Origin of the sequence: Brunnivagina elsteri CCALA 953, from assembly GCF_002289455.1 — a bacterium.
GTDB lineage: Bacteria > Cyanobacteriota > Cyanobacteriia > Cyanobacteriales > Nostocaceae > Brunnivagina > Brunnivagina elsteri.
In genome coordinates, this window is record NZ_NTFS01000454.1 from 1 (window position 1) to 4933 (window position 4933).

The 4933-nt window shown below is 37.8% G+C and carries 3 protein-coding genes; all 3 read right to left on the minus strand.

What is annotated here, in order from left to right; genetic code table 11:
• Nucleotides 1-247 precede the first annotated feature (247 nt).
• The 3 genes from CK510_RS26240 to CK510_RS26250 all read right to left on the minus strand — a co-directional run bounded on the left by CK510_RS26240 (nt 248) and on the right by CK510_RS26250 (nt 4806).
• Nucleotides 248-523 carry a TM2 domain-containing protein gene (locus CK510_RS26240; RefSeq protein WP_095724467.1) on the minus strand — a complete coding sequence of 92 codons (276 nt, stop codon included), beginning with the start codon at nt 521-523 and terminating at the stop codon, nt 248-250.
• A 1308-nt stretch (nt 524-1831) separates the two neighbouring features.
• Nucleotides 1832-3370: a type II CAAX endopeptidase family protein gene (locus tag CK510_RS26245; protein WP_095724468.1), complete on the minus strand. Its 1539-nt coding sequence runs from the start codon at nt 3368-3370 to the stop codon at nt 1832-1834.
• A gap of 173 nt (nt 3371-3543) precedes the next feature.
• On the minus strand, nt 3544-4806 hold the full coding sequence (locus CK510_RS26250) for a cysteine desulfurase (protein WP_095724469.1): 1263 nt from the start codon (nt 4804-4806) through the stop codon (nt 3544-3546).
• Nucleotides 4807-4933 lie beyond the last annotated feature (127 nt).

Sequence of the window (4933 nt, forward strand, 5' to 3'; positions counted from 1 at the left end):
CTTCTCTTCCTACCCTTCGGGTAGGCACGAAGTGACTTCCAAAGGTAGCCGCTCCGCGTCTAAGGCGTTCTCTGCGCTTACCCTACGGGAAGTCACTCCGTGTCTATGGCGGTTTAAAATATTGAATAGTTTAGTCTTAACTGAACCGTATTGCGCTATAACTACCTACAAGGATGGATTATCGAGGTAAGTTAAGGACTTTAATTAAAATTTCAGCTACATACCGAAGAACCTAATTACCTGGTTTCTAGAACCAACCTTGCTTGTGAGCAAAGTATGTGTCAATAAACTCCTCATGATTCTTATTCAGATAAATCATTCCTTCAATCAAACCTACGAGTTGCATTACTAAAAATGGAACCCCATAGGCAAAAATAATTCCGAGTAAAGAAACCGCGAGCATAATTGAACCTTCAGCAGAGTATCCAAGTACAAACTTATGGACACCAAATCCACCAAAAATAATACCGCAATATCCAGATAATACTTGTTTTGTCGCGTGACTAGGGGTTAGATTTGCCATTTACTTACAACTCCTTAGTAATAATCTATAAAATTGGAATTTTTATTTACATTAGAAAAGCAAAATTTGTTTCTGTTATGCTGAGTAAGCACAAAATAGTCAAAAATATATGACTGATTGCTAATAGCAAATAGTTTGTATAAGTATCCTCCGAAGATTTTTGAATTCCGTAGCTCATCAGCTTACAAAATTATGTATTTGTAGGATGAGCAGTGCCTAACACCAGATGCTCCAGATTCCATAAGCTGGGGTAAACATGGTGCAAACCCATCTCGAAGGTAATTACTAGTTCAACAAACTAGCTCCACTTCATCAATTGTCAAAAGCCTACTGAGTAGCCTTATAGTTAATAGTTAATAGTTAAATAGTTAATAGCTCGTAGCTAATAAAAGATAGACAAGAGCTAAGATAGCGAATAGCTAATAATTAATGCTCAATATTTATTCCTTGAAAACGAGTCAAAGATAGTGATTATGAATTTCTAGAGCTTAATTACTCTAGTAAATATCAAAAACTATCTATAAACAAATCACTAATGATAAATATTGATAAATAATAACTAACGATTAACTGTTATCCACTAACATTTCACGCTAATTAGAATTAACTATATTTGTGCAAACCAACTCAATAAGAGTATAAGCATTTAACAGAACAAATAGCCTTACAAAATAGTGTTTCACCATAACGAAAGAAGCACTATACATATATATTGGGAACAAATCGTCGAACTAAGTCTACGATTATCGCCGTTTTGGTATGTAACTGTAGTAAAAATGAAGACAAATAAATGCACAGCAGCTTTGCCTAATTGAGAGCAAAAATGTTTCTGCTTGCACAATTCAAAGCAATATCATCAAATCCGCTATACCATATTAATTTCTACAAGTTATTGGCTTAACTTCCGGACTTTTTCTCTAGTTGTTATTACCTGAATACTAGCATAGACGCTCTATAGGCTGAGTTAGTTCCAAACAAAACGTAAAAATTAACTCGTATCTAAATTAACCGCGCTGAATAACCAGTATAAAAATGACTAACGATGATTTAGAAATAATGTGTTCGGAATAGAAAGCAAATTAATCTAAGTAATAATCCTGATTCGTACCTGAGATACCTGCTAACAGTAAATTAATCATGTTTGGCAAGGCACTTTGTTATATATTTAACATATTCTTTAGCTATTGGTTTGTAACTTAATTAACAATTATCCCCTCTTTACATACATAAATTTACTGTTGATTTATCCTTGGCTGCAATATATTAATGCAAAAGTTAGCAGTTTTGTCAAGGGCATGGGTACACTCACTAATTATTACTACTACCAAGAACAAATAAACTGAGGAGAGTGCTGGCATTCCAAATGCTGTGAAGTAGCATTGGAGCAAGGAGATTACGGCTTCTGGTGTAGACTATCCCTAGAACAATCCCCAGAGAAAACAGGGGTAAAATTTCTGACAAACTGAGGTGCGCGATCGCGAAAATTAGAGCGCTGAGGAGAATCGATCCCCAAACTGGGATGTAGCGTGTGAAGGATGGAAGTAGAAAACCGCGAAATAGGAATTCCTCGAATAAAGGAGCTGCGATCGCGGCAGTCGTAAAGAAGATACCTAGTGTTATTGAATCTTGCCCTTCAAGTGCAAGTTCCAGTAAGGGGTTACTTCCTCCTTGCCCTTGCCATATTTGTTGATTGATTAACGATACCAGCAGCACGATGGGCAGAGCGACGCAGTAACCACCGAAACCCCAAAGAATCCATTTACCACCCAAACGGAAGTTAAACCAGCCTTCGGGAAGGGGGAAAAAGGGTTTTATTGCCAGATATACAACCAATACAGCACCAATTGCCATTAGCACGTAACTGAGTAAAACATATCCAGCTTGAATGCGGATATTGCTAGTAGCGGGGGGAAGGGGAAGCAAACCAATTATTAATGGCACTACAATTTGTGCCATTAAGAAGAAACCACCAACAAAAACTAGTACAGTTGTCTCAGCATCCCAAGGTGTTGACCATTTTAGTTCGCTATTTTGAGCTATTATTGATTGTTTTCCTTTGAGTAAGCGTTGAACTATTAGGAAAATCAGCAATCCGAAGCCAATCAATAAGGTTAAATTAGGTATAATCCCCACGATTGCCAGTTTGATAACTGCTTGCTCGGCTATATTTTGCTGTGAAGTCTTGAGTGCTGTAAGTGCATCATCACGTTGCTGGAGTCGATAAAGTTGAGATAAAGTAACATATTGATACCAACCCTTGAGATTCGCTTTGGCGATTTCTGGTGCATCTGGCAATATGCGGGGTGGATTTTCCCAAATACCTGCTAAAACGCGAGATGTTTTCTGCAAATCGGGATTAATTAAGTTTTGTTGAGTGACTTCATCCCAAGCTTTGATTGCTAAGTCGGTTTTTTGTTGTTGTGCTTGTAAGATGCCTAAGCGTAAATCGATTTCGGCTAAGTTTTTTTGTTGTTCTTTAAGGGATTTTAATAAAAGTTGTTTTTGATTTGGCTGAGATAATTTTGTTTGTGGTTGAGTAGTTATAGGTTGTTCTTGGAGTTTTTTGAGGCTATTTTCAGTTTTTGCTAAAGCTACTTTTGCTGACTTTTGCGCTTCTTCATACTCTTTTGTGGCGTTTTCTGCTGGTTTTGCACCTAATATTGCATCCCGTGCAGTTTGATAATTCTCTTCCGGTTCCCAGGTAGAAGCTTGCAACACCATATCGGTTTGATAGAGTTCTAAGCGACTTTTAAACTGGGGTTCTTGCCAACTGCGGATTAATGACGAACCAGCTAGTAAGATGGTTATTGCCGTTAATAATATTACAACTAATCGCTTGAAGGTCATCGGTACCCTTTTAATTTATTGCCTTTCCTTGGAGATTATCGCAATAAATTGCTGGAAGAGACAAATTATTTATAATTCCTATACTCAAAATAGCTTGGAGGTAGACATATAAATAATTATAGAGACGCTACGTATAACATCTCTATAAATAATAACAGATATTAATTATCTTCCTAACCCAACATACTCGTAAAGAAATCAATAGTATCTTTCAAAGCTTTGATAAAAATGTCAATTTCTTCACGGGTATTGTAGAAAGATAAACTTGCTCTCGCTGTCCCTGGAAGGTTTAAATAGCGGTGTAATGGTTGGGTACAATGGTGTCCCGAACGAATTGCAACCCCTTCTTGGTCTAATAATGCTGATAAGTCATTAGGGTGGATTTCACCAGTCTTAAAAGAAGCCAGTGCTGCACGTCCAAAACCGTTAGCATTAGGCTTGGGACCATATATTTTAATATCAGGAATTGATTCTAATTCTTGGAATAAATAAGCTGTTAATTCCGCTTCATAAGCATGAATTTGATCCATCCCAAGTTTACTTAAATAATCCACTGCCGCACCTAATGCGATCGCTTCTCCAATGGCAGGGGTTCCCGCTTCAAATTTATGGGGTAATTCGGCATAGGTAGAATGGTCTAAATATACGTCGGCAATCATTTCTCCACCACCTAAAAATGGCGGCATTGCGTTCAATATTTCTTCTTTCCCATACAAAAAACCAATTCCACTAGGAGCGCACATTTTATGTCCAGAAGCCACTAACCAATCACATGCGATCGCTTGAACATCAATAGGCATATGAGGTACGCTTTGGCAAGCATCAACTAATACTTTTGCCCCATATTTGTGGGCGATTTGGCAAATTTCTTCGACTGGATTAATACAACCTAAGGTGTTAGAAACATGCACAATCGATACTAATTTTGTTTTATTGGAAATCAGTTGTTTAAACTGTTCCATATCAAGGCTTTCATCTGGTGTTAATTCCACATGTTTGAGTACTGCACCAGTTTTTGCTGCAACAAATTGCCAGGGAACTAAATTGCTGTGGTGTTCCATCACCGAAAGAATAATTTCATCACCTTTGTGTAAATTATTCATTGCCCAACTATAAGCTACCAAATTAATTGCTTCGGTAGCATTGCGAGTGTAAATAATTTCATTCCGCGAATTCGCATTAATAAATGCTGCGATTTTATCCCTAGCACCTTCATAAGCATCGGTTGCTTTGGCGCTGAGGGTATGTGCCCCGCGATGGACGTTGGAATTATAGCTGGTATAATAATCACGCCACGTATCAAGGACAAATAAGGGCTTTTGTGATGTGGCAGCGCTATCGAGGTAAATAAGGGGTTTGCCGTTAACTTCCTGGTGGAGAATTGGGAAATCTTTGCGGACTTTTTCGGCAATGGTTTGAGTTTGTGCGAGAGTCATAATTTAAAAATTAGGTGTTTGAAGAGACGACCCGCCGGGTTGTCTGTACAATAATTTAAGCCGGGTTGTCTGTACAATAATTTAAGCTGGGTTATCTGTACAATAATTTAAGCTGGGTCATCGTAAA